Source organism: Halobellus sp. Atlit-38R, from assembly GCF_003665925.1.
GTDB classification, from domain to species: Archaea; Halobacteriota; Halobacteria; order Halobacteriales; family Haloferacaceae; genus Haloquadratum; species Haloquadratum inordinatus.
In genome coordinates this window covers 144,181-167,296 of the sequence record NZ_QXIJ01000006.1, presented here as the reverse complement: position 1 = coordinate 167,296, position 23,116 = coordinate 144,181, and the positions used below count along the sequence as shown (strand labels likewise).

23 protein-coding genes and 1 tRNA gene are annotated in these 23,116 nt (G+C 64.6%); 7 read left to right on the top strand and 17 right to left on the bottom strand.

Annotated elements, in window-relative coordinates; all coding sequences use genetic code 11:
* Positions 1-161 precede the first annotated feature (161 nt).
* Positions 162-974: an orotidine-5'-phosphate decarboxylase gene (gene pyrF, locus D3D02_RS10510; RefSeq protein ID WP_121569934.1), complete on the top strand. Its 813-nt coding sequence runs from the start codon at positions 162-164 to the stop codon at positions 972-974.
* Between the two features lie 54 nt (positions 975-1,028).
* Here pyrF and D3D02_RS10505 read toward each other — a convergent pair whose 3' ends face one another.
* Positions 1,029-1,223 carry a zinc finger HIT domain-containing protein gene (locus D3D02_RS10505; RefSeq protein ID WP_121569933.1) on the bottom strand — a complete coding sequence of 65 codons (195 nt, stop codon included), beginning with the start codon at positions 1,221-1,223 and terminating at the stop codon, positions 1,029-1,031.
* An 84-nt stretch (positions 1,224-1,307) separates the two neighbouring features.
* On the opposite strand from D3D02_RS10505, the gene D3D02_RS10500 reads away from it, so the two are divergent.
* The 3 genes from D3D02_RS10500 (at position 1,308) to D3D02_RS10490 (ending at position 2,245) form a co-directional block, all read left to right on the top strand.
* On the top strand, positions 1,308-1,556 hold the full coding sequence (locus D3D02_RS10500) for a glutaredoxin (RefSeq protein WP_121569932.1): 249 nt from the start codon (positions 1,308-1,310) through the stop codon (positions 1,554-1,556).
* Positions 1,553-2,086, top strand: a complete 534-nt coding sequence (locus D3D02_RS10495) for a cob(I)yrinic acid a,c-diamide adenosyltransferase (RefSeq protein WP_121569931.1) — start codon at positions 1,553-1,555, stop codon at positions 2,084-2,086. Before D3D02_RS10500 ends, D3D02_RS10495 begins: the two co-directional genes overlap by 4 nt.
* An 84-nt stretch (positions 2,087-2,170) precedes the next feature.
* Positions 2,171-2,245, top strand: a tRNA-Val gene (locus D3D02_RS10490).
* A gap of 348 nt (positions 2,246-2,593) precedes the next feature.
* Here the strand turns inward: D3D02_RS10490 and D3D02_RS10485 are convergent.
* Both D3D02_RS10485 and D3D02_RS10480 read right to left on the bottom strand, forming a co-directional pair.
* Positions 2,594-5,269 carry a hypothetical protein gene (locus D3D02_RS10485; protein ID WP_121569930.1) on the bottom strand — a complete coding sequence of 892 codons (2,676 nt, stop codon included), beginning with the start codon at positions 5,267-5,269 and terminating at the stop codon, positions 2,594-2,596.
* Positions 5,270-5,463: 194 nt separating this feature from the next.
* Positions 5,464-7,014 carry an ATP-binding protein gene (locus D3D02_RS10480; RefSeq protein ID WP_121569929.1) on the bottom strand — a complete coding sequence of 517 codons (1,551 nt, stop codon included), beginning with the start codon at positions 7,012-7,014 and terminating at the stop codon, positions 5,464-5,466.
* A gap of 122 nt (positions 7,015-7,136) precedes the next feature.
* Between D3D02_RS10480 and D3D02_RS10475 the strand changes: the two genes are divergently transcribed.
* Positions 7,137-7,979 (top strand): ion transporter, encoded by an 843-nt coding sequence (locus D3D02_RS10475; protein ID WP_121569928.1) that lies wholly within the window; start codon positions 7,137-7,139, stop codon positions 7,977-7,979.
* Between the two features lie 46 nt (positions 7,980-8,025).
* Here the strand turns inward: D3D02_RS10475 and D3D02_RS10470 are convergent, their stop codons facing one another.
* Together D3D02_RS10470 and D3D02_RS10465 are read right to left on the bottom strand one after the other, a co-directional pair.
* Positions 8,026-8,655 carry a class I SAM-dependent methyltransferase gene (locus D3D02_RS10470; protein WP_121569927.1) on the bottom strand — a complete coding sequence of 210 codons (630 nt, stop codon included), beginning with the start codon at positions 8,653-8,655 and terminating at the stop codon, positions 8,026-8,028.
* Positions 8,656-8,781: 126 nt separating this feature from the next.
* A complete protein-coding gene (locus D3D02_RS10465; protein WP_121569926.1) occupies positions 8,782-9,927 on the bottom strand; it encodes a cobalamin-independent methionine synthase II family protein in 1,146 nt (381 codons plus the stop codon).
* 159 nt (positions 9,928-10,086) lie between these two features.
* On the opposite strand from D3D02_RS10465, the gene D3D02_RS10460 reads away from it, so the two are divergent.
* A complete protein-coding gene (locus tag D3D02_RS10460) occupies positions 10,087-10,518 on the top strand; it encodes a universal stress protein (protein ID WP_121569925.1) in 432 nt (143 codons plus the stop codon).
* Here D3D02_RS10460 and D3D02_RS10455 read toward each other — a convergent pair whose 3' ends face one another.
* From D3D02_RS10455 to D3D02_RS10425, 7 genes are all read right to left on the bottom strand, one after another.
* Entirely contained in the window at positions 10,519-11,730 is a 1,212-nt protein-coding gene (locus D3D02_RS10455) for an inorganic phosphate transporter (RefSeq protein WP_121570009.1), read from the bottom strand.
* A 376-nt stretch (positions 11,731-12,106) separates the two neighbouring features.
* Positions 12,107-12,715, bottom strand: coding sequence for a translation initiation factor IF-2 subunit beta (locus D3D02_RS10450; protein WP_121569924.1), 609 nt, complete (start codon positions 12,713-12,715; stop codon positions 12,107-12,109).
* Positions 12,716-12,816: 101 nt separating this feature from the next.
* Positions 12,817-13,119, bottom strand: coding sequence for a hypothetical protein (locus tag D3D02_RS10445; protein ID WP_121569923.1), 303 nt, complete (start codon positions 13,117-13,119; stop codon positions 12,817-12,819).
* 302 nt (positions 13,120-13,421) lie between these two features.
* On the bottom strand, positions 13,422-14,525 hold the full coding sequence (locus D3D02_RS10440) for a deoxyhypusine synthase (RefSeq protein WP_121569922.1): 1,104 nt from the start codon (positions 14,523-14,525) through the stop codon (positions 13,422-13,424).
* 74 nt (positions 14,526-14,599) lie between these two features.
* Positions 14,600-15,295 (bottom strand): bacteriorhodopsin, encoded by a 696-nt coding sequence (locus tag D3D02_RS10435; RefSeq protein ID WP_158599353.1) that lies wholly within the window; start codon positions 15,293-15,295, stop codon positions 14,600-14,602.
* A gap of 1 nt (position 15,296) precedes the next feature.
* Positions 15,297-17,612, bottom strand: coding sequence for a methyl-accepting chemotaxis protein (locus tag D3D02_RS10430; protein ID WP_121569920.1), 2,316 nt, complete (start codon positions 17,610-17,612; stop codon positions 15,297-15,299).
* Between the two features lie 76 nt (positions 17,613-17,688).
* On the bottom strand, positions 17,689-18,453 hold the full coding sequence (locus tag D3D02_RS10425) for a Nif3-like dinuclear metal center hexameric protein (RefSeq protein WP_121569919.1): 765 nt from the start codon (positions 18,451-18,453) through the stop codon (positions 17,689-17,691).
* Positions 18,454-18,540: 87 nt separating this feature from the next.
* On the opposite strand from D3D02_RS10425, the gene D3D02_RS10420 reads away from it, so the two are divergent.
* Entirely contained in the window at positions 18,541-18,987 is a 447-nt protein-coding gene (locus D3D02_RS10420) for a pyridoxamine 5'-phosphate oxidase family protein (protein WP_121569918.1), read from the top strand.
* A gap of 63 nt (positions 18,988-19,050) precedes the next feature.
* Here D3D02_RS10420 and D3D02_RS10415 read toward each other — a convergent pair whose 3' ends face one another.
* The 5 genes from D3D02_RS10415 to D3D02_RS10395 form a co-directional block, all read right to left on the bottom strand.
* Complete coding sequence (locus D3D02_RS10415; RefSeq protein WP_121569917.1) at positions 19,051-19,881, bottom strand: agmatinase family protein; 831 nt, start codon at positions 19,879-19,881, stop codon at positions 19,051-19,053.
* Positions 19,882-19,887: 6 nt separating this feature from the next.
* Positions 19,888-20,262, bottom strand: coding sequence for a translation initiation factor IF-5A (locus D3D02_RS10410; protein ID WP_121569916.1), 375 nt, complete (start codon positions 20,260-20,262; stop codon positions 19,888-19,890).
* 90 nt (positions 20,263-20,352) lie between these two features.
* Positions 20,353-20,793, bottom strand: a complete 441-nt coding sequence (locus D3D02_RS10405) for a DUF5518 domain-containing protein (RefSeq protein WP_158599352.1) — start codon at positions 20,791-20,793, stop codon at positions 20,353-20,355.
* A gap of 189 nt (positions 20,794-20,982) precedes the next feature.
* The gene (locus tag D3D02_RS10400) at positions 20,983-22,659 is read right to left on the bottom strand and encodes an AarF/ABC1/UbiB kinase family protein (protein ID WP_121569915.1); all 1,677 of its coding nucleotides are present in this window, start codon (positions 22,657-22,659) and stop codon (positions 20,983-20,985) included.
* A 7-nt stretch (positions 22,660-22,666) separates the two neighbouring features.
* Entirely contained in the window at positions 22,667-23,035 is a 369-nt protein-coding gene (locus tag D3D02_RS10395) for an Hsp20/alpha crystallin family protein (RefSeq protein ID WP_121569914.1), read from the bottom strand.
* Between the last annotated feature and the right edge of the window lie 81 nt (positions 23,036-23,116).

Sequence of the window (23,116 nt, the reverse complement as noted above, 5' to 3'; positions counted from 1 at the left end):
CGGGGGCTCCCTAACGGTTTCCGATTCACCGATCCCGGAGAAGGGGTCGGGTTCACCCGTGACTCCATCCTACGGATTCGCCGTATCGCTCGCCCGCCTCCGCTGACGACAGGCCGCACCCGAAGGGAAACCTACTCGTCCCCCGCAAGACAGCATCAGATATGACCGCGCCGTTCTTCGAGCGACTCGCAGACCGCATCGAGCGGGTCGACAGCGTCGTTTCCGTCGGTCTCGACGCCGACCGCTCGCGACTCCCCGACCATCTCCTCGAGAAGGACCTCCCACAGTGGGCGTTCAACCGTCGCATCATCGACGAGACGCACGAGTACGCCGCCTGTTACAAGCCGAACGCGGCGTTCTACGAGAGCGCGGACGGCTGGCGCGCGCTCCGCGAGACGATCGCCTACGCGAAGGGCAAGGACGTCCCGGTTCTCCTAGACGCAAAGCGCGCCGACATCGGCAACACGACGCGCCAGTACGCGCAGTTGCTCGACGAGGTCGACGCGATCACGGTCAATCCGTATATGGGCCGGGACTCGCTGCAGCCGTTCCTCGACCGCGAGGATAAAGGCGTGTTCGTCCTCTGTCGCACCTCGAACCCTGGCGGGGCCGACCTCCAGGACCTCGAACTCGCCTCCGGAGAGGCGGTCTACGAGCGGGTCGCCGCGCTCGCGGACCTGTGGAACGAACACGGGAACGTCGGCCTCGTCGTCGGCGCGACCGCGCCCGAGGAACTGGAGTCGATCCGCGAACAGGTCCCCGACCTCCCCTTCCTCGTGCCCGGTATCGGCGCACAGGGCGGCGACGCCGAGGCGGCCGTCGAACACGGCTTAGCCGACGGCGTCGGCCTCGTGAACTCCTCGCGCGGCATCATCTTCGCCGGTGAGGATCAGGGCGAGGCGTTCGCGAAGGCGGCGGGAGACGCCGCTCGTCGCCTCCAGCGACGGCTGAACCAGTACCGCGGCAGCGACTGACGGTGCCGCGCTGAATCGGCGACTGGTGCTGCTGCGCGGTACGGCTGTGGGACGCTACCGGAACCCCGGAACGTCGCCGGAGGCGTCGCCCTCGGCGAACACGTCCTCTCGGCCTTCCGGATCCGCGCAGTGAACGCACACGCCGCGATCCTGGTCGAAGTGCACTGCACAGACGGCCGCGCCGCACCGGTGGCAGGTGTACTCCGCCTCCCGCTGTTCGCACACCTGACAGACACCCGTCACGCTCATACGTGCGCGTACGCGGCGCACCCACTTCACTCGGGGGTGTGGTCACGAGCAAATCTCTTTGGTCCAGCGCTCGCAAGGGATCGTATGAGCATCACGCTGTACGCGCTCGACGGCTGTCCCTTCTGTGAGGCAGTCCACGACGCGCTGCAGGAACACGACGTCGCGTACGAGACCGAGTGGGTCGACGCGCTGCACTCACAGCGCAACGAGGTCAAGCGCGTGAGCGGACAGCGCGTCGTGCCCGTCCTCGTCGACGACGAGCGCGGCGTCACGATGAACGAGAGCCAGAACATCAAAACCTACATCGAGCGGACGCTCGCCTCGAACCAATGAAGATCTACACCGGCCGCGGCGACGACGGGATGACCGACTTGCGGGATATGTCGCGCGTCGCGAAGACGAGTCCGCGAATCGAGGCTTACGGCACCGTCGACGAGGCCAACGCGCTCATCGGGACCGCCCGCCCGACTGGCTACGACGACGTCGACGAGACGCTCGAACGAATCCAGAACCATCTCCACATCGTGCAGGCGGACTTCGCGAACCCGAACCCCGACGAGGACGACCCCGTCGTGACCGAGGCGCACGTCGACGAACTGGAGGACGCGATCGACGAGGCCGACGCGGAGCTCGACCCACTGGAGTCGTTCATCCTCCCGGGCGGGAGCGACGCCGGCGCGACGCTCCACCACGCGCGCGCCGTCGCGCGCCGGGCGGAACGGCGCTCGGTCGCGCTCGCCGCCGACGACCCCGTCAACAGCGAGGCGATCCGGTATCTCAATCGGCTCTCGGACGCGCTGTTCGTCCTCGGACGCCTCGTCAACGCCCGCGACGGCGTTCCAGAGGAGTCGCCCACGTACTGACGGGTCGACGCGGCCGCGGCCGGTTCGCTGGCGACGCCGCGAAGAAGAACGCTTAAGTCCAGCCACGCGGAAGAATCGAGGCGCGGGTCGGTGGTCTAGTCCGGTTATGACGGCTCCTTCACACGGAGCAGGCCGGCGGTTCGAATCCGCCCCGACCCATACGCTTTCCTGACGGTGACGAAGGAGTCGGAGCAGGCCGGCGTTCCCACCGAACGACGCGAGGTGGGAAGCAGCGGATGACCGAAGGGAGTCCGCCAGCGTTCGAATCCGCCCCGACCCACTGTCTGATTCCTCACAACGACGAACGGTAGCGAGGAGTCCGTTCGTCGAAGCTGAAGGAGACGAGGTGAGACAGCGCTCCCACCGCGTGGAGCGACCACACTTGGCTCCGGTTCGTGGTTTGCATCGACACGACAGTTCCTCGGTAGCTACATCGAAAAAAAAGTCCCGCGGCAGATTCCGCCGACCGCGGGTGCGCACGTCACGGTACTGGTCTTTGCGTGGGCGTTAGCCCTGGGTGGACGTGGCGTTCTGCGTCACGCTCTGACTCTGGTCTTGGTCGCTGTCCTCGCCGGACTGCGTCTGGCTCTGCGACTGGTCGATCAACTGACTCGCCGACTGGTCGTTCTCGTCGCCGCCCTGCTCCTGCGTCAGGTTCTGGTCCGTCGACTGGTCCTGATCCTGGTTGCTGGATTCGGCGTCCTGCTCTTGCTCTTGATCCTGCTCACTGTCCTGCTCTCCGGTCTGCTCGTTCTCCTCTCCGGTCTGGGTCAGATCCTGCGTCTGGCCTGCATCCTGCGACTGGCCCTGTATGTTGCCTTCGCCTTCCTGGTCCGCCTGAGCGTTCTGGTCGGTCGTCTGACTTCCCGTCTGCTCGGAGTCGTCGGCGTCCTGATCCTGCTCTAGGTTCTGCTCGGTGTCTTGCTCGCCGCTCTGTTCGTTGTTTTCGCTCTGGCCGCCCTTCTGGTGGAGGTTCTCCCGCTGGCTGGTGTCCTGACTCGCAGTCTGCTCGGATTCCTCACCGATCTGCTCGTTGGACAGTTCCTGCAGGGAGTCCTGGCTCACCGTCTGTTCGTTGTCCTCTTGCTGGCCGCCAGTCTGTTTCACGTCGGACCGCTGGTCCGCGGACTGACTCTCAGTCTGGTCGTTGTCCTCGCCAAACTGATCTTGACCCTGCTCTTGTTCGGCGTCCTGGGTCGTGTCTTGCTCGTTGTCTTCTTGACTACTGCCGGACTGGTGGGACGTCGAATCCTGCTCGACGTCCTGGGTCTGGTCCTGCTCGTTTTCCTCGCCAAATTGATTCTGGAACTGTTCTTGCTGTTGTCCAACGTCTTGCGCCGAGTCTTGTTTGTTGTCCTCTTGTTGACCGCCGGATTGTTGTGACTCTGCGCCCTGTTCGACGTCCTGAATCTGGTTTTGACTGTTATCCTCGCCAGTCTGGCCCTCAGACTGTTCCTGCGAGGACGTCTGACTCACGTCTTGGTCGTTGTCCTCCTGCTGACCGCCCGTCTGTCGCGTGTCGGAGTTCTGGTCGGCTGTTTGACTCTCGATCTGTTCGTTTTCCTCGCCGAACTGGTACTGGCCCTGCTGCTGTTTAGTGTCCTGAGCCGTGTCCTGATCGTTATCTTCCTGCTGACCGCCAGCCTGCCGAGATCTCTCTTCTTGACTGACACCTTGGGCCTGTTCTTGGACACTTTCCCCACCGTCCTGGAATTCGTACTGATCTTGTACGGACGTCTGACTCACGTCTTGGTTATTGTCCTCTTGGTGGCCGCCTGTCTGTTGCGTGTCCGAGGTCTGATCGACCGACTGAGTCTCTATCTGCTCGTTGTCCCCGCCATACTGGATTTGGTGCTGCTGTTCCTGTATGGACTCTTGGCTCACAGACTGGTCGTTATTGTCCATATGCCGTCCAGTCTGCTGTGCATTGAGGTCGTTTACGCTGATCTGTTCCTGTGACTGCTCGTTGTTCTCACCGTACTGTTCTTGACTTTCTCGCTGATCGGTGTCCTGGGTCGTGTCCTGGTCGAGGCCCGAACTATCCCGACCGCCGGATTTCGCCCACGAGTCTTGGGTATTGTCTTGGAGTTGTTCTTGGTCGTTTTCTTCGCCGAACTGGTCCTGGTCTTGCGACTGCGTGGTGTCCTGCGTGGAGTCCTGATCATTGTTCCCACTGTTCCGGCCGGCCTGCTTCACCCAGTTGCGCTGATCGCTGACTTGGCCTTGTCCCTGATTGGATTCTTCGGCGTCCTGATACTGGATCTGTTCCTGCAGAGAATCCTGATAGACGTCTTGGTCGTTGTTTTCACCCCGCTGGTAGACGTTTTCTAGGACCTGTTTGTGAAGCTGGTTCTGAGCTTGGGCGTGCTCTTCGCCTGTTTGCAATTGGTTTTGTTGTTGCGTAATTGCCTGTGAGCTGCTCTGGCTGCTGTCTGTCGCGTTCTGGAACCCATTATCGTTCTGTTGAGTGGCGTCCTGGACCTGGTCTTGGACGTTTTCCTCACCGATCTGCGCCTGCTCTTGCGACTGGGAACGCGACTGCTCTTGGGCCTGGTTGTTATCGTCGCCCACCTGGCGCTGCTGGTTCGTCTGCTCGCCCATCTGGCTCTGTTCTTGGTAGCTTTCTATCGCGGACTGGATTTGTGACTCGAACTGATCGGCCAGTTGATCCTGCAACTGATCGTTCTCGGTCCCGTCCTGACTCTGAGTCTGGTCCTGGAGGCTTTCCTGATACTCGCTTTGGATGTTGTCCTCGCCGGTCTGTTCTTGACTCTGCTCCTGACCGGTGCTCTGATTCTGCTCTTGGACGTTCTCCGCACCATCCTGGGACTGGATCTGTTCCTCTGTGCCGTCCTGAGCTTGGTACTGATCAGAGTCCTCGGCGTCCTGTGACTGGAACTGGTACTGCGAGCCCGCTTGGTTCTGATCTTGATCGTTTTCCATACCGCACTGGGTCTGGCTTTCGATCAGGGCGAAAAGCTGCTCTTGCAGCTGTGTGTTCCCCGGCCCCGCCTGTGTCTGATCTTGAGCCTGGTCGATCGTCTGTGTGTCGTCTGACGTACTGTCCTCCACCATACATCCGCCGTGGTTGTTTGCGACGGCGGTCCCGCTCGCTCCGATCACGACTGACGTGGCGACGATCACCACGAACAGCGCGTGAAGTATCCTGTGGCTGTCTGGCATTGGTGCTACCCACCGGATGGCACCACCCCACCGAGGATTGTTATAAAGCCTAAAGTGGGGCGGCTGGCCCCGTTTGTGCTGTCGGTTGGTTGTCTTTTCGAGCGAGAAAGCTCACCTTACAGAGTATGTCGGTGGCGACGACGCGAGGTGAAGCTCAGTGCATACGACGCCGTCTGCCGGCCAGTACCCAACAATTACCGCGTCGTGTGGATCTCGAAGCGCGCGCCGCCGCCTTCGCCGTCGGCAACGTCGATGTCCCACCCGTGGGCCTCGGCGATCTCTTTGACGATCGCGAGCCCGTACCCTGTTCCGTCGCTCTCGGTGCTGTAGCCGAACTCGAAGACGTCACTCCGGTCCGCTTTGGGGATCCCGGGTCCGTCGTCTTCGATCGCGAAGCCGTCGTCGAGTTCGCCGACCGTGATCGTCACCGCCGAGCCGCCGTGCTCTACGGCGTTCCGGAAGAGATTCTCGAAGAGTTGCTTGAGGCGGCTCGGTTCGGCCCGGATCGAGCGCTCGGTCTCGACGCGGAGTGTCGCGTCCGCGGTTGCGACGTTCCGCCAGCACTGCTCGGCGATCGCGCCGGGATCGACCCACTCGGGAGACGTCACTGCCTGGCCTTCACGAGCCAGCGCCAGCACGTCGTCGATCAGCGATTTCATCCGCTCGATCGCTCCGGCCACGTGGTCGAGCTGGTCGCTCTCACACTCCGTTTGTGCGAGTTCCAGCCGCCCCGATGCGACGTTCAGCGGATTTCGGAGGTCGTGTGCGACCACGCTCGCGAAGCCTTCGAGCCGTTCGTTCTGCCGTTCGAGTTCGCTCGTCACCTGCGCGTGCTCCAGTTCGTAACTGGCCCACTTGCTCATCAGCCTGATCAGCGTCCGTTCGGCGTCGGTAAAGGGCTCACCGCGCGGGTCCGTCGACGCGAAGCAGAGCGTCCCGTAGAGTTCCCCGTCGACCAGTACTTTTCCCCCGATGTAACTCCCGAGCTCGAATACGTCGTACGCCGGGTCGCTTTCCCAGCCCTCCCCTGCGGCATCGGCGACCGCGAGGAGGTCGTCCGTTTCGATGGTCTTCCGACAGTACGCCTTCGAAAGCGGACACGTCTGCCCCTCCTGCAGTCGCTCGTGGTCCCCGTACGAGTGGACGATTCGCTGCATCCCGTTAGCGCTCGATTCTCGCTCGTCGTACTCGATCCGCGAGAGGAACCCGTAGGCGAGGTCGAACCGATCACAACCGGATTCTAACAACCGCGCGATTTTCTCGTCGAACCGCAGTTCGGTGTCGGTCGTCACCGCGTAGAGATCGTGCAACAGGCCGACGGTTGTATCGCGCTTTCGCTCGCGACGGTCCTGCGCTCGATACGCCGCGACGTCCCGTTCGATCCGGTCGCCGAGCACCTCGTACTGTCTCTCGGTCCCCGTCTTGGGGAGGTACTCGGTCACGCCCGCAGCGACCGCCTCGCTCGCGACCGTCTCGGAGCCGTTCGACGTGAACAGGACGAACGGGAGGTCCGGATCTGTCTCCCGAACCGCGTCGAGAAACTCGATGCCGTCGCATCCGGGCAGGTCGTACTCGCTGACGATGCAGTCGACGTCGGTGTGGTCACCGACGAGCAGGTCCAGACCCGTTGCCGGGGCGGCAGTCCGTACGGTGATCCGGTCGCGTTCGCACTCGAAATACTCCGAGACGTCCGTTCCGTCTCCGGGATCCGCAGCGACGTGCAGCGTCCGGATCGAACTCTCCATACTCCGTACAGTCAGATGGGGAATAAAAAGCTGTGTGCCGAATTTTTTCTGTAAGGAAGTATATATTTTTACCCGGGTCGGGGACGGCCGCCCATTATTATGGGGTACCGACTATACACCCTATGGACAGCGACGCGTCGGTGCCGGGTGAGGGGCGCCCCCGGCAGTTGGTACGGTTCTATCTCCTGGATCACGAAACTGCGCCGGGAAAGGCCATCGACATCGCGCTGCTGGGGCTGAATCTGGTGTTCGTCGCCATCTTCATCGTCGAGACGTACCCGATCTCTGCAGGATACCGTCCACTGCTGTGGAATCTCGAAATCGGGATCGCGCTGGTGTTCGGGGTCGAGTACGTCCTCCGACTCTACGGCGCGCGCGACCGCGTCGCGGAGTTCTTCAACGGCTATACGATGGTTGACCTGATCGCCATTCTGCCGACGCTCTCGGTCGTGCTCCTGCCGGTGTCGCTCGGGGCGTTGAACATCGGCTTCCTGCGCGTGCTTCGGGTGATTCGCGTGCTCCGGTTCTACCGGTTCACGCAGGACGCGGAGTTCTTCTTCGGGACGGTCTCGGACAACACGCTGCGCGCGATAAAACTTCTTCTGACGATTCTCGTCCTGCTTTTCGCCTCCGCAGGTCTGTTCTACAGCGCCGAGAGCGGCGCGAATCCGAACGTCGAGACGTTCGGCGACGCCTTCTACTACACCGTCGTCACCCTCTCGACGGTCGGCTTCGGCGACATCGTCCCGGTGACACAGCCGGGACGCTGGGTGACGGTCGGATCGATCCTGGCTGCCATCATCGTCATCCCGCGGCAGGCCAGCAAGATTCTCAAAGAGTGGACTTCGAGAGAGAAGGTCAACGTCACGTGTCCGAACTGCGGGCTGGAGTATCACGACCCCGACGCCTCACACTGCAAGGCGTGCGGACACGTCATCTACCAGGAAGCGGACTCGCGGGAGTGACGTCCGGCCGTCGTCTCCTGACTGCGCCGACGGCCTGCGACGTCGCCTACCGCGTCGCCTTGATACCGACGAACGAGCCGTTGCCGTACCCCTCCTCGACCGGTTCGGGACCGTCGATCTCCTCGATCCACTGGTAGATCGTCTGCACGAACTCGAAGTCGGTGAACCCCGCTGCGTCCAGCGCGTCGATGACTTCCGCAGTCGAGACGAACGTGGCGTCGCGGTAGAATGGATTCTGTTCTTTCGTCTCCTGATAGATCTCGCCGACCGGACTGTTCTTGTCGATGAAGCCGATCACGAGCGAGCCATCGGCGTCGAGAACGCGCTCGGCTTCCGACAGCGTCTGCGGGATGTCGTCGACAAAGCAGATCGTCGTCACGAGCAGCGCGGTGTCGAACGCATCAGTCTTGAACGGGAGTGCCTCGGCGACGCCGCGAACCACGCTGATACCGCGGTCGCGGGCATACTCGAGCATCTCGCCGGCGGGATCGATCCCGACGTCAATTCCCAACGGAGCGGCGAATCGCGCGCTTCCGACGCCGATTTCGAGGCCGTAGCCGTCGGTGGGAACGAGCCGTCCCAGCGCCTCCAGTTCGGAGCGATAGACGTCCGGGTGCTCGTCGAACCATCCCTCGTACCGCTCGGTGTGCGTCTCGAACGGTTCCGATGTGGGCATACGAGACGGTACGGAGCGTGCCGATATAAGAGCGGATGGACGGAGCGACGAGGCGTGATGGGTCCGTCGAGGTCGACCTGCGGACGAGTCGCCCGCGACGGTCTTAGCAGAGCCGGTCGGACGGTCTTAGAACAGTCGGTCGGTGGCGACCGCAGCGCCCTCGACGAGGGCTTCGAGCTTCTTCCAGGCAATGTCGGGGTGGACCATCGCGAGACCGGCTTGGGTGTCGAAGCCGCAGTCCGGCGCGGCGACGATCCGCGTGGGGTCGTCGACGGCGGTAGCGACCCGCTCGATCCGGTCGGCGACGACTTCGGGGTGTTCGACGACGTTCGTCTTCACGTCGATCACGCCCGGGATGAGCGTCCAGTCGTCGGGCAGGGGGTGCTCGCGGAATACCCGATACTCGTGCTGGTGGCGGGGGTTGGCCTCCTCGATGGAGAGCCCGCCGATGTCGAGGTCGTAGAGGATCGGGATGAGCTCTTCGAGCGGCTTGTCGCGGTGGTGGGGCCCCTCGTAGCTCCCCCAGCAGGTGTGGACGCGGAGCTGTTCGTCCGGGATGTCTTTCGTGGCTTCGTTCAGCGCCTCGACGTGCATCCGAACGATCGGTTTGAGCTTCTCCACTGGTCGGTCGCCGAAGCCGCGGTGGCCCGTCGTCAGCAGGTCGGGGGCGTCGAGTTGGAGGGTCGCGCCCGTCTCGGCGATGAGCTCGTACTCTTTTTTCAGGGCGTCGCCGACCACAGAGAGGAACTCCTCGTGGGAGTCGTAGTAGTCGTTGACGAGGGTGGCGGCCGCGACGCCCGGTGAGGCCGCCGTCAGGAACGTTCCCTCGAAGTCGTACTCGCCGGCGTCGAGCAGTTCGAAGAACGTATCGATCTCCTCGTGTGCGGCCTCCTCGCCGATGTATTCGACGGGGCCAGTGACCGACGGCTGCTTGGTGAGGTCGATCCCCTCGGCGTGGAACGCGTCCTCGGCGTACTCGGGGAAGTCCGCGAGGTCGTCCCACAGCGGGGCGTCGCGGGTGTCGCCGATGCCCGAGAGCCGGTTCGCGACGTACCAGTTGAACGAGACCCGAGGTTGCTCGCCGTTGTTGACGATGTCGAGGCCGACGTCGGCCTGCCGCTGGATGACCGTCTCGGTCGCATCGACGACGGTCTGGTGCCACTCCTCCTCGTCGACGGCGTCACCATCCTGGCGCTTCTTCAGGAGTTCGAGGAGCTTCGGCGTTCGAGGCAGGCTTCCGATGTGGGTCGTCAGGATGCGGTCGACGGTCATTCGTTGTCGAAACACACTATCCCGGACGTAATATGATTTATGCTATTATAATCTCAAAAAGTATGCTCAAAAGTTATATCTAGCCACGAACGGCCACCAGATGTGTGCTGCCCGCAGGCGGATGTCAAACGACTTGACGGTCGGTCACAGAGTAGCCGTATGGCTCCATCGCACGTGCTGGTTCCGCTGGACGGCTCGCCACTGGCCGACGACGCACTCGTCCACGCACTCGAGACGTTCGACTGTACCGTGACCGTACTCAACGTTGTCACGCCGCTGGACAGTTCGATGAGCGAGAGTGGCATCGTGGACGCTGGAGACGAACGGGAAGAAAGCGCCCGCGAGCGCGCCCAAACTCTCATCGACCGCGCGAAGCGACGAGCCGAACAGGCCGGCTACGATGTCGACACGGCCATCGAGACGGGCAAGCCCGCCGACACGATCCTCCAGTTCGCTGAAAACCACGCGGTCGACCACATCGTGATGGGTGGTCACGGCGGTGATCGACACAAACTCACCCGCCGGCTCCTCGGTACTGTCGCGACTGATGTCGTCGGGGGCGCACCTGTGACAGTCACCGTCGTCCGATGACTACACTCCGAGAACGGTGGCGAATGCCCGATAGAGCCCGAACCCGATAGCTGTCGACGAGGCCAGCGTGATGAACCAAAACACCACTGTGACGCCGATTTTCCGGCGGGAGACGCCTGCCTTCCCACCCGCGAGGCCAGCACCGATGACGCCGCTGATGATGATGTTGTTGAACGAAATCGGGATGCCCAGCGTGATCGCCACCTGCGCGATGATGAACCCGGGTACCAGCGCCGCAATCGAGCGGCGCGTGCCCAACTGGGCGTACTCACGGGACGTTGCCTGCAGGAGTCGCGGTGCGCCCATCCACGCACCGCCGAGAATGCCGACCGCGCCGAGCGCGAGCAGCGCGATTCCGGGGACGCCCAGCTCTACCGAGTAGAGGTTCTCGAGCGGGCCAGTGGCGAGCCCGACCTGACTGCCACCACTGGAGAAGGCGACGACGCTTCCGAGAAGCACGAGAAACGTCTTGATACCGCGATCCACCGAGTCCTGTGTCCGCCGCCGGATGAACCGAAAGCTCACTGCTGCGACCAAGAGCGTCACGAGGAGCCCCCCGGCCGTCTGCAGCACTGCGGAGTCGACGAGTAGTCGCACTATCCCGGCGATCGTGCCCTGCTGGTCACCGGCGGGTGCGGGGATGACACTGAGCGGAATGTTCGCCACGATCGCTCCGACGACGGCTGCCAGGAGCGGGACCCCGAGCGTCTCTGGGATGTCGTCGCGCCGGAGAACCTTCGCGGTCAGGTAGGCCAATCCGCCGGAGATCGGCGGAACGAGCACCCAAAAGAGGGCGATGCGCTGATAGGTGCTGTAGACGGGATCCCCACCCAGCGAGAGCCCGACGCCGATCATCGCGCCCGTCGTCGCGAACGCGGCCGGGACCGGGTATCCCGAATACACGCCGAACGCCATGAAGCCAGTCGCCGTCAACAGGCCAGCTATCGCGCCGAGAGAGGTAATCTGTGCGTTAGCTACCAGTCCCGAGCCGACCGTCGCAGAGATGCTTCCCCCCTGCGTCAGCGCCCCCAGTGCGGCGAGGATTCCGATGAGGAACGCGGCTTTCATCGTCGAGATGGCTTGCGCACCAATCGCGGGCGCAAACGGTGGCGAGTTGCTGTTCGCGCCGAGGGTCCACGCCGTCACCAGGCTGGTGACCGTTGCGAGTGCGACGAGAATCCAAAACACCAGTCCGGCGACTGCGGTCGCCATCTCAGTGCCACCCTGCACGTTCGCACCGACGCTCGTCGCCAGCGTGACGGGGCACGGTGGCACATCCTCGGGCGTTGTCCATACCTACACTCCGTATTGGCTGCAGTATAAACGTTCAGCGCTCTTGGCACGACAACCCCATCGGAACTACCGCCGAGAGACGTTACCTTCTCACAGGATCAAACAGACGTGATTCGCTTACGCCCGTCCGCGCCACGTGGCAACTATACAGATCGAAAGCTGGCCTCGGTACTCATAGGGCTCGTCGTCGCCGAGCGCCACCCCGGCTCGGAGCGGTGCCGTCGTCATCGGCCGGTCGGCTATAGCGAGAGGAGTTCAAAGAGCGTTGCGAGGCCGCGACGAAACGTACCGTCTCTCAGACCACACGCGCGAACGCGAGGGTTCCGCTGGTCCGCTCGACGAGTGCGCGGACGGTCTGGCCCTCGCGCGCGCCGGAAACGAAGATCGTGAACTTGCCTTTCTCGGCGACGCCGTCGCCCTTGCGGCCGGTACCGGTGATCTCCAGCTCGTAGGTCGTGCCCTCCTCGACGGCCGGGCCGGACTGCGATTGCGTCTTCGCGGCACCCTTTTGGACGGGGCGGAACGCACCACAGGCCTCACAGCGGAGCATATCGACGCCGTCCTCGGTGACGAGTCGGGTGTCCGGCAGGCCACACTCCGTACAGGTGACGTACTCGGCGACGTACTCGTCGATGGCGGCCTCGAAGTCCGCGACGCTGAACGAACCGTTGTACCGCGCGCGGTCGTCGTCGAGCTGGCCGTTGGTACCGAGTTCGCGCTGGACGTTCCGGTGGACGTGCTCGACGTCGCGGCCGAGCGCGTCGGCGATCTCGCCGAGGTTCGTCAGGCGTGTGAACGCGCCGTCTGTCTCGCCTTCGGGGTCCGGTACTCGAAGTCGGGACTGCTCTTGGTTTCGCTCCGGGAGTTCATCGAGCGCCCGGTCGAGAGAATCAGCGTAGTCCATACGCCTCCAAATGGACGGGGCCGTATAGCCGTTCCGTGTGTCGGATTCGCGAACGAGGGCGATTCTCGGTCGGGTGACCGTGTGGGTTCCGCTGTCTGTCGCTACGCCTCGCCGGGAGCGATGACGACTTGGTTCTCCTCGTCGACGAGGTTCGCCAGGCGTGCCGTCGCGCCTGCGTCGAACTGCCGCTGGCAGCGCTCGACCCACGCGCCGTCTGTCGCGCGGAACGCCGTTGTGCTGTCGGTTTTCGCAGTCGCCGCGTCGCGCTCGCCGGGTCGCGGCCGCCCTGCTGTCGGACGGTTTTCGGTGGCCGCTCCGGCCGCGCTCGTGCTCTCGGTCGTCGCGGATCGGTCGGTCTGTCGGTCTGTGCGCTTCGTGCGTGTGGGTTGGGCGTGTGTGCTCACTGTTTCGGGTCGGATTCGGCGGTCGATCGTACGGCGATACGCGGGTCGAGAGAAAGTCAGTCACGTACGCGTACGACGGGCATACGAACACCGTTGGCCCTGATCATAATAAACGTTAATGTATGATCGAATGCTGCGGCGATCACGCCGATGGACTGAGCGGGGATTCGATCCGGGCAGGTCATCTCCGACTGTGTTCGTTCACTCGTCCTGCGGTGACACCTCGTCCCGTCTGCGGCACCCTCGGGGGCCCTTCACCGCCCGCGGTACCGGGAACGTCCCGACCCCTCTGTCCGACCGTATCAGAAGTCGCGCTCGGCCGCCCGCTCGCGGGCCGCAGCGACGACGAGCGGGAGCGTGATCGTCGCGTCGCCGACGACAGTCGCGTTCCGTGCCGACTTCTCCAGTTTCCCCCACGAGCGCGCCTCGTCGAGGGTCGCACCCGAGAGCCCGCCGGTGTGGTCGGGGTCCATCGTCAACTGGACCGCGTAGTCGTAGGCGTCCGGAATCGTCAGCATCGTCTGGAGGACGTAGTTCTTCGGGACGCCGCCGCCGACGACCATCGCGCCGGCCCGTTCGGCCTCGAACGCCAGATCCGAGAGGTGCGTCATATCGCCGAGCGCGTCCAGCCCGAAATCGGAGGTCTGCGAGTAGATCCACGCCTGGATTCCTAACACGGAGTCCTGGATGGCCGGGCAGTAGACCGGCACGTCGTTCTCGTAGGCTGCGGCGGCGATGCCGGCGTCCTCGTCGACGTCGCGTTCAGCGTTCTGCTCGGCGTTCGCGCGCCCGAGTTCGGCGGTGAACTCCTGGATCGACACCTGCCGTTCGACCGCCGGGAAGACGTTGTCGCGGAGGTGCGACTCGAACAGCGCGAAGTGCTCTTGCGGCAGGTAGACGTTGTAGATCCGGTCGACGCCCTCGTCGCGGAGGTGTTCGTCGTGCTCGCGTGGGGTCTCGCCCGTCGGCTCGGCGTCGGCCGCGGCCGGGTGCGGGTCGTGCGGTTCCGCCCGCCCGTGGTGATGCTTGCCGCCGATCGCCTCGATGGCGTCGTGCGTGAGGTTCGCACCGGTCGTCACCAGCGCGTCGATGTGGCCGTCGCGGATCAGATCGACGACGATCTGGCGCATCCCGGCGGGAACCATCGCGCCGGCGAGCCCGAAGAAGTTCGTCACCTCCTCGCGGCCGAGCATCTCCGCGTAGACGTCGACCGCGCGGTCGACAGTCGCCGCGCCGATGCCGGCCTTCCCGTACTCGGTGGCGAGGTCGCCGACGGTCATCCCGCCGCGGACCTGCGCGTGTCCGATCGGCGCTTCGTGGAACTCCTCGCGGTGTGGTGTGTGGGCGTCTTCGCCGTCGGATCCCGCCTCCGACTCGTCTGTGCCGTGCTCGTGCTCGTCGCTCATACCGAGTCGTGTGCGATCCGATCGGTTATGCTTCGCGATCCGGCCGAGCGCGGTAACAAAGCGTTCGCGCCGCGTCAGTCCGCGTTCACGCTCATGTCGGTCGCCGAGCCCGTGAGCGCCGACATCCCGCGGACCGCGACGGCGACGAAGCCGACCTTCGAGACGAGGTCGAGATACGTCAACACGAGCACCTGCGTGTCGGGGAGCAGCAGTCCGACGCCCGTCGGCGCGAGGAGCCACACGACGGGATAGAGCGTCCAGACGACGACCGTGAGGTTCCGCAGCGTCGTGAACGACGCGGCCTGTCGGGGCGTATCGAACGACGCCCGCCGCGGGAGCGTCCACACGAGGAGCGCGACCAAGACGAGGTACGCCACCGAGCCGACGCCGAAGAACGCGTAGCCGACGACCCCTCCGAGTGCGGTCGCAGCGACGCCCGCGAGGACGACGACCGCGTCGACGACGACCAGCGTCCCGAGGACGCGGCTGCCCGGCTGCGAGAGCAAGCCGAGATACAGCACCATCAGCGGCGTCGTCAGGAGCCAGTCGCCGTAGCGGACGACCTCGATGGCCGTTCCGCCCACCTCGACGATCCCGTAGCCGAGCGCCATTGCCAGATAGGCGAGCGCCGCGATGCCGGTCACGCCGAACAGGACCGCCGAGAGGTGTCGGTTCTCGTCGTTGGTCAGCAACTGGTACGCCGTCGGGATCGTTCCCGCGGTCATCCCCGCGAGACCGAGCCACAGCCACACCGCCGTGTCGATCTCCATCTCAGTCACCCCCTCCGCTGGTCCAGGACTCCGGGTCGTCGGAGCCATCGGTCCGCAGGGTCGTTCCAGTGGCAGCGTTGGACCTCGCTGTACCCGCGCCGCGTCCGGCGCCACCTCCGAACTGTCCCGCCTCGTGTTCGTTCGCGACGGTAAAGTCTTCGAGTGCGGTCCGGAGTTCGCGTGCCTGTTCTGTGAGTCGGTTGGCGGCGTCGTTAACGCTCTGCATCGTACTCGTCTGTTGTTGGGCTGCTGCTGCTGCGGCGGTCGCCTCCTCGGCGGTCTGATCGCCGATCGCCGCCACGTCGTCGACGCGGTCGACGACGGCGGTCGCGGAGGACGCTTGCTGGGCCGTCGCATCGCGGATCTCCTGGATCGAGTCGTCGGTCTCCTCGACGGCCGACGCGACGTTGTCGAGCGCGTCGATCGCGGACTCGACGGTGCCGACGCCGCTCTCGATCCGCTCTTGGGTCTCCATCATCGCCGTCGTGGTCTCGTCGGCGCGGGCCTGGATCTGTTCGATGTGCTCTTCGATTTCGGCGGCCGACGTCGCCGTCTCCTCTGCGAGCTGCTTCACCTCGTCGGCGACGACAGCGAATCCGTCGCCTGCTTCGCCCGTTCGCGCGGCCTCGATCGAGGCGTTCAGCGCGAGCAGGTTCGTCTCCGCGGCGATGTCAGTGATCACTTCGACGACCTCCCCGACGGCATCGAGTTCCTCGGCCAGCGCGGTCACTTCTGCGGCGGTCTCTGCGGTGGTCTGCTCGACCGCGTCCATCTCGTCGATGGCGCGTTCGGCGTGGGCCTGTCCCTCTTCGCCGACGTCCGCGGCGCGCTCTGAGGCCTGTGCGACCTCGTCGACGGTCGCGGCGATCTCCTCTGCGGAGGACGACAACGCGTCCATCTCCGTCGAGACCTCGTGTAGCGCCTCCGTCTGTCGCTCGGCCCCGTCGGAGATCTCCGTCGTCGCCGTCGTCACCTGCGCAGACGCCTCACGAACCTCGTCGGCGCCGTCGTCGACGCGCTCTGCGGCGGTGACGACGTGCTCGGAGAAGGCTTTGACTTCCGCCATCGTCTCCGAGACCGCATCGAGCATCTCGTTGAACGAGACGGCGATGTCCGCAAGCGCCTCGTTTTCGGTGTCGGGGTCGAGTCGCCGCGTCAGATCGCCGTCCGCGACGGCGTCCATCACGTTACCGTACTCCGCGGCGGTCGTCTCCAGCGCCTCGTTCTTCCGTTCGATCGCCTCGTTTTTCTGCTCGGTTGCGCGGATCTGTGAGCGCAACTCTCCGCGCATCTCGTCGAAGGCGCGATAGAGCGTGCCGAACTCGTCGGTCCGGCTCGTCGAGAGGTCGATGTCTAGATCGCCCTCTGCCATCGCGTTCGCGCGTCGAGCGAGATATCGCGCCGACACGATCGTGTTCGATCCGACGACGACGCCGACGAAAGCCAAACTCACCAGCGTGAGCAGGATGAGGCCCAGAATCGACGACGTGACCTGCGAGCCCAGCGCGTAGGCTTCGGCCCGCTCGGTGCGGACGAGGACCGTCCAGTCTACCGCTTCCATTCCCGAGCCGGCGACGAGCTGCTCGTCACCCTGAATGAAGCCGCCGTCTGTGAGCTCCGAGACGTCGCGACTGTAGGAACTCAGGAGTTGCTTGCTGTCGGGGTGGGCGACGATCCGGCCCTGGCTGTCGACGACGACAGTCGATCCCTGGCCCGCGGCGTCGGCGAACGCCCGCGTGTGCGCTTCGAGGTTGATCATATAGACGAGCGCCTTGCCGTTCGTCCCCTCTATCGGAGAGATGACCGAGACGACCGGGAAGTCGACGACCGGCACGGTGAACGGCGACGTGACGGCCACGTCGTTCGTACCGCTGAACTCCGGCGGGTCCGTCGCGAACGCCGCCCCCTGTTCGGCGGTGTCGACGCCTTCCATCTTGGCCATCGAGCTCGCGAGTATCGTTTTCGACTCTCTGTCGTAGTAGTGCACCGCGACGACGCCCTCGGGGACGGCCTCGCGATCGACCGTCTCGGTCAAATGCGCCGATATCTCGCCGCGGTCACCAGACTTGAGAACCTGGTTCGTCGAGTGCAACCGCGTCTGTCGTTCGATGCCGCTGATCCACGTATCGAGTTCCGCAGCCCGAGCCGCCGCTGACGTGCTCAACTCGCCTTTGACCTCCTCTTGGAGTGTCGCCGAGGTCTCCTCTTGGACGACGACGCCGAACCCGACGACGAGTGCGACGACAGCGAGTAACGCGACGCCGAGCTTTGCCCCATAGCTCGACCGGATGGATTCGAAGAGTCCTGACCGTTGCATCTACACTTTTTAACGACACATCGGATAAAAAGCCGACCCGCCGATTATCTCGGGTGATAACGATTGGCCGTAACGGTTACAAGCCGGTCGGATGCGAAAGCACCGTCGTCTCGACACCCCACTCGGAGACGAGATCGGCGAGGCGTTCGACGCCGAAGGTCTCGGTCGCGTAGTGACCGCCGAGGAAGACGTGGATGCCCGCTTCGCGCGCCTCGTGGTACACCTGCTGTTTCCCTTCGCCGGTGACGAGCGCGTCGACGCCCGCGTCGGCCGCCTCGCCGAGCCAGTCAGCGCCCGAGCCGGTGACGATCGCTACCTCGCTGATCTCGTCGGGACCGAAGTCGAGCACCTGTGGCTCCTGGCCGCCCGTATCGAGCCCCGAGAGCTGATCGCGCAGTTCCGCGACGGTGTAAGACTCTGCGGCACGGCCCTGCTGGCCGATCGTTACCGGACCCAGGGTTCCGAACGGCTCCTGCTCGTCGAGGTCGAGGTAGTCGGCGAGCCCTGCGGCGTTCCCCAGCGTGTCGTGACCGTCGAGCGGGAGATGCGAGACGTACAGCGCGATGTCGTTCTCGACGAGCGCGCTGATGGTGTCGTACTCGCGGTCGGTGACGCGGTCGAGACCGCCCCAGATCAGGCCGTGGTGCGTCACGAGCACGTCCGCGCCCGCGTCGGCGGCGTCTTCGATCGTCGCTGCGGCGGCGTCGACCGCGAACGCGGCGTGCTCTACGGTCCCCTCGTCGGGGCCGATCTGCAGGCCATTCGCGCTGGCGTCGACGTCGGCGTAGGCGTCCGTGTCGAGTTGATCGTCCAGGTCGTCGGCGAGCGTCGCAAGCTGCATACGAGAGCCATCACACGCCGTCGGATAGAGCCTATCGTTCCACACCGGGGCTTATTAGGGATCCTGTCGAATCGAAGACACAGAACAATGCCCCTCGAAGAGTACGGCGTCGCGATGGACGACGATGCGCTAACGGAGTTTCTGGAGGCCCAGGGGCTCGGGACGCTGGCGCTGGGAAGCGAGCGCGGCGGGTACGCGTTTCCGGTCTCGTACGGTTACGACCGCTCGCGTGACCGCTGCATCTTCCAGTTCGCGTTCGGCGCGGACAGCACCAAGGCCTCGTTCATCGAGGCCGACAACCCCGTCTCGCTGTCGGTGTACGAGTGGGAATCGATCACCGAGTGGCGCAGCGCGGTCGTCCGCGGCACGCTGCATCAGATCCCCGATTCCCAGACGGCCACCGCTGCGGGGATCTTCGCTGCGCACGCGAAGATCGCATCGCTCGACGTGTTCCAACAGCCGCTCGAAGAACTCGACTTGGAGTGGTACGAACTCCGGATCGACGACAGGCAGGGTAGACAGAGCGCCCCATAGCGGCTCGCGAGCACCGGATCTCGTTCGGTGACGACACGAAGTGGTCAACTGCGGCAGCAGACGCTATCGCGACGCCGCGTGCGAGTACACGAACTCCCGACTCAGTTTCGCCGCCAGCGACGCCGCTTGGCCGTCGTCGCGATCGTTGACCTCGACGACGTCGAAGCCCGCGGCGTGCGGAGCCACAGCGCGGACGACCTCGCGCATCTCCCGCGGACCGAGTCCGAACGGCTCCGGCGTGCCGGTGCCCGGTGCAAATCCGGGGTCGGCGGCGTCGACGTCGACGCTCAGGTACGCCGTGCGGCCGTCGAGGTGCGATTCGAGGTCGAACGCGGGGACGTCTTCGGGTGGGACGACGGTCACGTCCTCGCTGTCGGCCCGGTCCCACTCCTCGGGCGAGCCGGTTCTGGCACCGAGCACGATCGCCTCGTCGACGCCGGTGTCGAGTGCGCCGTGATCGTCCAGAATCCGCCGGGTGACGGTCGCGTGGCTGTACTCGTTGCCGTCGTACGCCTCGCGGAGGTCGAGATGTGCGTCCAGACAGACGAACACGTCCGGCGAGACGGCGTCGACGCCGGCCGCCGTGACGGTGTGTTCACCGCCGAGGAGAAGCGGGACGGCGTCCTCGGAGACGACGTCGCGGAGTTCGCCCGTCAGCCACGCTAGGTACTCTGCAGCGTCGTCCCACGCGCGGACGTCGCCCTGATCGTGAACGGCACAGTCGGAAAAGCGCAGGTCGGTTCGCCGGTCGTAGTCGTCGAACGGCCGGGCGAACCGCCGGATTCTCTCGGGACCGAAGCGAGTCCCGGGTCGGAACGAAGTCGAGATATCCAGCGGGGCGCCCACGACGACGTACGCGGCATTGCCACGCGATGCGGTCGCCCCTGGGAACATCTCCGATCAGACGATCTTCCGCTGGCCCTCGTACTCGAGGTACTCGATCTCGTCGTCGGGCGAGAGGTTCTCGTCTTCGGGGATGCGCATCGTGAACGTCTCGTAGGTGTCGAGGTCCATGATCTGCGCGTCGTTGTCGGTCACGGAGACGACCTGGCCCTGCTTGCGCTCGATGATCGGGACCCAGACCTTCGCGTCGACCGGCTGGCTCAGCGAGCGTTTCTTGTCGTCGAAGACGCCACGGCCCTCGATTCGAGCCTTCGCGCTGCCGTGCTTGCCGGGCTTTGCGGTGCTGTAAGCGTTGATCTTACAGGGGGAGTCTTCCATCATCACGTAGCTGCCTTCCTGCAGTTCGCGGACCTGCTTTTGCTCTTTCGGCATACGTCGGGATTGTCGTGTGCTCGGTATAAACGGTTTGGAAACGCCCCGAGACTTCGGCTACGCGACGAAATCGCACACGGGCGAGCGCGGTCAAATCTCGTCGGGGTCCCCATCGGACGGTCGCTGCTGGGACCGATCGTCGCGGCTCCGGGTGCGGTCGTCTTGTCGCCGTGCGACGCTTCCCAGCGCGCCGGTCGCGACGTTCGGAAGGCTCGCCGTCAGCAGGATCATCGTCGTCGCCTCACCGGCCGTGTTCAGAAACGGGAGGAGGAACTCCATCGGGAACGGAAGCGGCACGTCGGAGACAACAGAGAGCACGACCAGCCCAGGGATGAGAACGATTCCCCAGGCCATCGCCGTCAAGAGCCCGTGCCACGCCCCGTCCGCGGAGTCGCCGCCGGCAAGATAGCCAGCGAGCGCGCTCCCCGCCAGGCCGCCGACGAGCGTCACACGTCCGGTGGCCCCGAACACGAGGGCCTCGCTACAGGCCGCGAGCGCAAACCCAGCTGCGACGGACCGCCACCGCGTCATATCTCTCGGTTTGGCGCTACTCCGAATAAAGGTACGTGTCAAATCATCAACTGTGATAACGGCGAGAGAGAGCGGACACCACCCGGGTCGGCCCGCCGTCCCGCTGCGATCTCATAGGTATCGTAACTGTTCGAAGATTCTCGCCGTATCGTCCGGCGAGGAGTCTATGGAGACTTCCGAGAATCCCTCTCAGTCCTCGCGGCGCTCGCGCATACTCTGCCGGGTGAACTGTGGCTTCGCGCGGATGCCGCGCTTGCTCCGGAACGACCGGTAGAGGGCAAACAGCGGCGGCAGCGTCAGCACGGCAGCGACCGCGGCCGGAACGACGCTGGTCGCATCGAAGGTGTAGAGAATCGCCGTCGAGAGGGCACCGACAGCGACGAACAGGCCGTAGACGATGCGGCGCGCCAGCCGGTCGAGAACGTCGTTCTCGTCCTCGAGCCGGACGTTGACAGTGAGGTTGTCGTTGTCGATCCGATCGAGCGTCCGGTTCATCTTCGGCGGCACCTCGAAGAGCGCTCGCGTCGTCTGCTGGACCTGCCGGCCGCCCTGCTCGATCAGTTGACGCGCCGTCTCCTCGTAGTAGCCCTCGTCTTCGAGGTAGTCGGTCGCGACCGAGATGAAGTCGAAATCGGGGTCGAGCGTGACACAGACGCCCTCGACGACGGTCGCGACCCGGAGGATCAACGCGAGGTCCCGCGGCAACCGCAGCGGGAACTCGTAGATCGTCGATTCGACCTGTTCGATGATCTGCTGGACTCGGTACTGCTCGATGTCCTCACCCCGTGCGTCCGCAATCGCGAGTTCCATCACGTCGCCCATTACCTGGCGGTTGGCGTCCGGCGAGAGCGTCCCCATCTCGATGAGGGTGTCGAGGATGGCGTCGATGTCCTGGTTCGCCACGGCGACGTAGAAATCGACGATCTTGTTCTGGATGAAGGAGTCGACCGTTCCCGACATCCCGAAGTCGTAGAAGATGATCTTGCCCTCGTCGGTCACCGCGAGGTTCCCCGGGTGGGGGTCGGCGTGGAAGACGCCGTCCGCGACGATCATCTGCAGGTAGACGCGCTGGAGCGTCGTCGCCAGTTCCGTGCGGTCGATGCCCTTCGCATCGAGCGTCTCGATGTCGTTGATCTTCGTCCCCGGCAGGTACTCCATCGTGAGCACGCGCGGCCCCGAGCGCGCGGCGATCGGCCGCGGGATCAGGATCTCGGGGCTGTCCGCGAAGTTCCCGCGGATCTCTTCGAGGATCCGCTTTTCCCTGCTGTAGTCCATTTCCTGGCGGATCGTCTTCGCGAACTCGTCGGAGAGGTTCTCCAGCGAGAACGCCCGCCCCTGCCCGATGAACCGCCGGATGAGCGGCAGCGACCAGCGGATGACGCGCAGGTCGGCCTCGACGAGTTCTTCGATCCCCGGGCGTCGAATCTTCACCGCGACTGGCTCGCCCTGGTACGTCGCGGTGTACACCTGTCCCAGACTCGCGCCGCTGATCGGGTCGCGGTCGAAGTCCTCGAAGACGTCGTCGACGGGCCCGAGTTCGGCTTCGATGACTTTCTTCGACTCCTCCCACGGGGCCGGCGGCACGTCGTCCTGCAAACTGGAGAGGACGTCGATGTACTCCGCCGGGAGGATGTCGGGCCGCGTCGAGAGCAGTTGCCCGAGTTTGATGAACGTCGGGCCGAGCGTCAAAAGCGAATCGAGCAGGATCTCTGCGCGCTCGACGCGCGTCTTGGCGTCGACGCTCCGCCGACCGCCGAAGAGGACGTACTTCCGACGGTCACGCGTGTACGCGACGATCAGGGGGAAGAACTGTCGAACGACGACGAGAAACCGCCAGTACGCACGGAGATTCACTAGCTTGACCACCCGACGGTTACGCGTCGTCTCCGGCCGACGTGATCGGGATGGTCTGCTCCGGCGTGGCCGACCGCTTCGGCACGCGCACGGTGAACACGCCGCGGTCGACTTCCGCGGACGCTCCCGCGCCGGTCGCGTCCGGCGGGAGGGGGAGTTCGACGTCGACGAACAGCGCTCGCTCCTCGCTCACGTAGTGGAACTCCGCAGGCACGTCCTTCTCGCGTCGCGCTTCGACGACGAGTCGTCCGCGGTCGACTCGGAGTTCGGCAGTCTCGGCAGTCACTCCAGGGAGGTCGAGCACGATCTGATAGGCGTCGTCGGACTCCAGTAGATCGGCGAACACCGACTCCGGCAGTTCCTGAAGCGCGTCCCGCAGGGCTGACATAGACGAGAGTTAGACCGGCGGGTCGAAAAAGGCCGCGGTTGTGCTAGCGAATATCGGCCACAAAAGCTATACAGCGTCCGG